General features: G+C 57.1%; 2 protein-coding genes and 2 pseudogenes. 3 read left to right on the top strand and 1 reads right to left on the bottom strand.

Annotation, left to right across the window (positions count from 1 at the left end; translation table 11 throughout):
- From ACREXZ_RS30565 to ACREXZ_RS30555, 3 genes and pseudogenes are all read left to right on the top strand, one after another.
- A pseudogene (locus ACREXZ_RS30565) lies at positions 1 to 691 on the top strand (hypothetical protein); the annotation flags it as partial.
- A 49-nt stretch (positions 692 to 740) separates the two neighbouring features.
- Positions 741 to 3,938 (top strand): glycosyltransferase family 4 protein, encoded by a 3,198-nt coding sequence (locus ACREXZ_RS30560; protein WP_431767868.1) that lies wholly within the window; start codon positions 741 to 743, stop codon positions 3,936 to 3,938.
- Between the two features lie 386 nt (positions 3,939 to 4,324).
- Entirely contained in the window at positions 4,325 to 5,065 is a 741-nt protein-coding gene (locus tag ACREXZ_RS30555) for a hypothetical protein (RefSeq protein ID WP_431767867.1), read from the top strand.
- A gap of 287 nt (positions 5,066 to 5,352) precedes the next feature.
- Here ACREXZ_RS30555 and ACREXZ_RS30550 read toward each other — a convergent pair.
- Positions 5,353 to 5,454: pseudogene (locus tag ACREXZ_RS30550) on the bottom strand (transposase); the annotation flags it as partial.
- Positions 5,455 to 5,626 lie beyond the last annotated feature (172 nt).

The raw sequence follows: 5,626 nt of genomic DNA, 5'->3' as shown, positions 1-5,626 counted from the left end.
TGTTTTCGACGAGTTTCAGCCACCTGTGCATTTGCTGCAACGCGCCGAGCGCGCGGAACAGGAACTTCGACAGGTTCGCGAGCAGGCTGCCGAGACGCTGCGTGAGGCGCAAGCTACAAGCCGCGAGACTGTCGCCGGTGTAGAGCAATTGGCACGTACAGCAGATGCAGCAAATCGCCGTTCGACTGAAGCCATGCAGCAACTGCAGCAAGTGGCGCACACGCTTAACGAAACGATCCGGCAGAACGATGCCGCGCTGACCGAGCAGGCGCGGCGCAGCGACGAGGCGCAACATGCTGCACATGTAGCGCAGCACGCCGCGCGACAGGCCAGGGAGCAGGCGGCAGCGATGCTCAACAGCACGTCCTGGCGCGTAACAGCGCCACTGCGCATGGTACGGCGTATGCTGCCCAGCAAGCAGCTTGCTCGTCGGGTGTTTCATCGTGGCGCACGGCTGTTGCTGGGGCTGCCAGGCGGACAACGGAGCGTTCGGCTCGTCCGTGCCATTGCCCCAGGCAAAGTGGAATGGCTGGCTCGCCGTTATCGCGCGTATGAGCAAGTCGCAGCTCACCAGGTACTGGCGGCTTCTACGGTTACTCCTCCAGTAACTGCAACCGACCTTAGCCACGAAGAAGCTCGCTTGTATCGGCAACTGGTCACGGCCAATCCTGGCGTTGCGACGTCGGTTTGACCGCCTGTGTCCTCGACTTCCCTCATACTGCACTTTCAAGACTGACACTATGCGTCTCGTGATCGATTTACAGGCAGCTCAAGGGAGCGGTAGTGACCGCGGTATTGGTCGCTATTCGCTTGAGCTTGCATTGGCCATGGTCCGCAACGCGCGAGAGCACGAGGTCATTGTCGCGCTCAATGGCGCTTATATGGAAAAGGCAGAGGACCTGACTTCGATCTTCTCCTCGGTTCTGCCGCGCAATAACATCCGCGTGTGGTACCCGCCGCGTGGCGTAGTACCGTTACTTCACGACGCACCGCGCCTTGCCTTCGCAGAGACCTTGCGCGCGCAGTTCCTGGCCTCCCTGCAACCGGACCTCGTGCATGTGTGCAGCATGCTCGAAGACAACGACGTCGTCGGTTGTCAGCCGCGGCAACTACAGCCCTTGCCAGTGGTTGCGACCTTCTACGACCTCATCCCGCTATTGCGTCATGCGGACTTCTTCGGCTCTTCAAAAATACCATCGCCCCATGCGCGTTGGTATTACCGTGGCATTCAGGAGCTGGCATCGTGCGAAGGTTTGCTGGCCATTTCCGAATCCAGCCGAAATGAGGCCATCGATCATCTGGCCTTTCCGTCAGAACGGATTTTCAACATACGTGCTGGCATTGGGCCGCAGTTTCATCCAACGCCGCTTGCGGCGGGTGAACGCGCCGCATTGCTGCAACGTTATGGTCTGCGCGATTCATTCATCATGTTTCTTGCTGCAGACACGCCGAACAAGAACGAAGCGGGGTTGCTGGCAGCTTATGCGCGCCTGCCATCGGCATTGCGGGCGAACCACCAGCTTTTCATCGCAGGGCAACGAGATCGAGACAAGCTCTATCAAAAAGCGGCGCAGCTTGGCATTCCGCCCCGAAGTCTTGTTTACACCCCGTTCGTGGAGGAGGCCGACCTCCGGGCGCTTTATACCACTTGTGGTCTGTTTGTATTCCCCTCCCTGCACGAGGGTTTCGGGTTACCACCTGGCGAGGCGATGGCCTGCGGCGCGCCGACCATTGCCAGCAACACCACGAGTCTTCCCGAAGTAATCGGGCGCGAAGACGCCACCTTCGACCCCCAAGATTCCGGCTCCATTGCTGCTTGCATGCGCAAGGTGCTGGAAAACCCGGCTTTTCAGCAGGAACTGGCAAAGCATGGTCCGGTTCAGGCCGGACGTTTTACATGGCAGGTCTCAGCCGCACGTGCCTGGGATGCGCTTGAAGCGGTCCATGAAAGGCGAGCGCAACAAGGTCAGACACGGATCACGGGCTTAGTGCCGAAACGTCCTAGCCTCGCTTTCGTTTCCCCGCTGCCACCGCAGGCTACCGACATCGCCGCTTACAGCGCAGAACTTCTGCCCAGTCTCGCACGCCATTACGACATCACTCTGGTCAGTGAGGAAGAAACCACGGAGCGCCCCCTCTGGGGATTTTCGCACCTCACTCCGGAGAGTTTCCTCTCGCAAGCCGGGCGCTTCGATCGCGTCGTCTATCAGGTCGGCAATTCGTCTTTTCACGGCTATCAGATTGAGACTCTCCTGCCGCGCTGTCCTGGTGTGGTCGTGCTGCATGACGTGTTCCTGTCCGACCTGATGTACACATCTGCCCGTGAGCGCGGGCGGCCTGACGAATTCCAGGAAATACTGCTGCAGGCCCACGGCTATTCAGCTTTGCGCTTCGCAGAGAAACACGGTATCGAAGCCACGCTGCGGCACTATCCCTGCACCCTTTCCGTGCTGCAGAATGCAGTTGGCATCATCCACCACTCGGACTGCGATGCCGAAGTATTGCGCCAGCATTTTGGCGAAGAAGCAATGCACGCGATCACCGCGATCCCACAACAGATCCGTCTCCCTGAAGCTGTTGCCCGGTGCTACGCTGACGCCATCGAGCAGGCCTATTCGACACCCGGCGCGGCGGTCGTTGCACAAGCCATGCAGGCCGACATTCAGGCCATCGCAGCGCTGCCGAACGGCATACCTGCTGCATCGCGCGGCATTGTTCGCAGTTTCCCCTCGCCTTGGCGTGGCGGAGGACACAAACGCTTCCTGATTGATATCTCCGAATTGGCGCGTATCGATTCGGGCTCAGGCATTCAACGCGTCGTGCGGGAAATTACCCGTCGCGCTCTTGAAACGCCGCCACAAGGTTGGCGAGGGGAGGCGGTACGTATCCGCGATGGGCAGTTACGCCATACCTACACCAAGCCGCTGTCCCTGCTGAATTTCGCTCCCCTCGATCTGCCGGAGGCACCACTGGATGTCCGGCCCGGTGATGTTCTGCTCTGCGCCGATCTTTACCCCATCATAACCTTGGCCGAATTCGAAGAATTGCGGCGGTTGCGGTTGAGCGGGCTTCGCATCGTGCTGCTCGTGTACGATCTGTTGCCCTTGCGGTGCCCTCAGTATTTCAACGACGATTTCGTCGAACTTGTAACAGAAAACTGGTACGGCAATATACTTGGTATCGCCGACGCTGCCCTTTGCATTTCTCAGTTTGTCGCTGATGACGTGATGGCTTGGCTCGATGAGGAGCCAAGATTGCGAAATAGGCCTCTACCCATTGGTTTCGCTCATCTCGGTGCAGATTTTCAAAATGATTCTCGCCAGGAAGAGTCACAAGATCAGAGTTCGGCAGCAACTCTAGCCGCTCTCGACAATGCGCAGAAGCGGCCAAGCGTCATCATGGTGGGCACAGTCGAACCTCGCAAGGGTCACCCCCAAGTCTTCGCAGCGTTCGAAAATCTGTGGAAAGCCGATGAGAAACTCAACCTGATCATCATCGGTAAGCAGGGCTGGAAGATGGACAAATTTGCCGATCAACTCCGGCGCTCGCCCGAGCTTGGCAAGCGGTTGCATTGGTTGCATGGCTGCAGCGATGCCGAGATGCGCGCCCTCTATGGTGCAGGCTCGGGGCTCATCATGGCATCCCACAGCGAAGGGTTTGGCTTGCCAATCGTCGAGGCATTTCAAGCCGGCTTGCCGGTTCTGGCGCGTGACGTGCCAGTGTTCCGAGAGGTTGCAGGCGAACACGCACGTTACTTCTCTGGAGACGACCCTCATACGCTTGCAGCGGCAATGCGAAGCTGGGCCGCAAACGGTTTTACGCCGCGCCCGTCCTCTGGGTCGGAATTCACTTGGGATAACTGCTACCACAAGATTTGCAAGGCAATTTTCGAAGATGAGTGGTACGCGACGTGGTGCCCTAAAAGCAAAAACGCCTAGGGTGTCTTCGGCGTAAGCGTCCAGCAGAGCATCGATTACGGCGATGACCTTCGCTGCACTGGGGACCTGTCTACAACAGCGAATTGGCCATGCTGATAGCTGTAGCGCCGATGTAAAAGTCTGCCCCAACCGTTGAAGTTAACTTGAGCCGCTTGGGAGATGATCGCGTTTTTTGCCCTCTCGCATTGCCGGAGACGTGAATTCAACTACGACCGTTCGACCCAATGCGCTCGCCAACTGGCTAGAAGTCCACCTTTTGAGGTGCACAGCTTTGTTAGGCCACTAGAACGGGGTCATTCTGGCATGTACGACTATTGTGTGAATGCGAGGCGCGGTACACTTTTGGCGCCGAAGCTTTCAAGTCTGGGTTTCTCGAAGAGGCGCGTATGCGTATAGCCGTTGTCAGTTCGCCGAGGAGCGGCAACACTTGGGTCAGATCCGTTCTGGCGAACAGTCTTGATCTGACAGAGATTGCGATTCACAATTATCTTGATGCGCCACGAAGCCTGCCCGACCGGTGTGCCCTCCAGATTCACTGGTATCGTGAGCCGAATTTTCAGCAATACCTAAATGAAAATCAGTTCCAGACACTCGTGGTCGGTCGTCACCCACTCGACATTCTTTTGTCGGTTCTTCACTTCATCAGACACGAACCGGCCACAAACCAATGGTTGATGGGTAATGCGGAGATTCCGACTGATCTTTCAGGGCAGGGCCCTACATCCGATGCCTTTATGGAATACGCTCTGAGTTGGGGTGCCGAGAACTTGCTGTCTATCAGCTATCAATGGTGGTGCGATAGAAATTCACTGCGAGTCAAATATGAGGATCTGGTCGCGTCTCCAGGTAAGGAATTTTCAAAGGTGGTGGAGACGCTCTGCAGCGGTTTATCCGCAGATAAGATCGACGTGGCCATTAAGAATTTTGATTTCGGATATTTTCATTCCATGCCTAACCGTCATGGATGGCAAGGGCGTCCGGGGCTGTGGCGAAGTCTGATTCCTGGGAGAATGGCGCGTGCGATCTATGCCCGGCATCGGCGCTTGTTTGATACCTTGGGGTATAACGTTCCATACACGTTGACCTCATATCGACAGGCAGCGGATAACTGGAAGGCCCTGTCCTAAAATGGTTTTCCAAAATGGTGCTAACCGGCAACTATTCGGTGGAGAGCGAACAGAGGTTTCCGCTGTCCAGCCGCGACTCCAAGCATTGCTTCTGTGAGCACTGTTCCGTTGACCCTGACCCAGGATTAGTCCTGCCCGGAAGTGGAGATTTCCGGCTTGGTTGAATTGTCAGGCAAGGCTGTCAGCCTTGCCTGACGGGCGAATTCGGCGGGTAGTCCCCCGTTTCTAACGGCGGTCAGGAGTAGAGGTTAGGTCTCGTAGGCAACTTCTGCTTCGGGAGGACGCCGCGAATGGCCGTGCCGGCGACGCAACTCCGACACGGGTGTTCCCGCTTCGGCCTGCTTCAAGATTGCGATGATCTGGTTTTCCGTGAATCTCGACGTTCTCATGCAAAATTTCCCGTAAATCCTGTTGCTAGAAAATCCTACCTTGAACGTAAGCGGCTCGCGACGGCCGTTGCCGATCTCGCGCACGCGTGAGGCATGATGAGAGTCTCGATGGTGAGGGGGAGATCACGTGAGATCGTGTCCATGATCGATCATGGACACGATCGATCTGGAC

It is taken from the genome of Paraburkholderia sp. (assembly GCF_050742655.1).
Lineage (GTDB): Bacteria > Pseudomonadota > Gammaproteobacteria > Burkholderiales > Burkholderiaceae > Paraburkholderia.
The sequence above is the reverse complement of the archived record's forward strand: the minus strand, read 5'-3'. Positions and strand labels throughout refer to the sequence as shown.

Coding starts and splice junctions, on each gene's coding strand:
- ACREXZ_RS30560 (WP_431767868.1), top strand. CDS start 741: ATGCGTCTCGTGATCGATTTACAGGCAGCTCAAGGGAGCGGTAGTGAC.
- ACREXZ_RS30555 (WP_431767867.1), top strand. CDS start 4,325: ATGCGTATAGCCGTTGTCAGTTCGCCGAGGAGCGGCAACACTTGGGTC.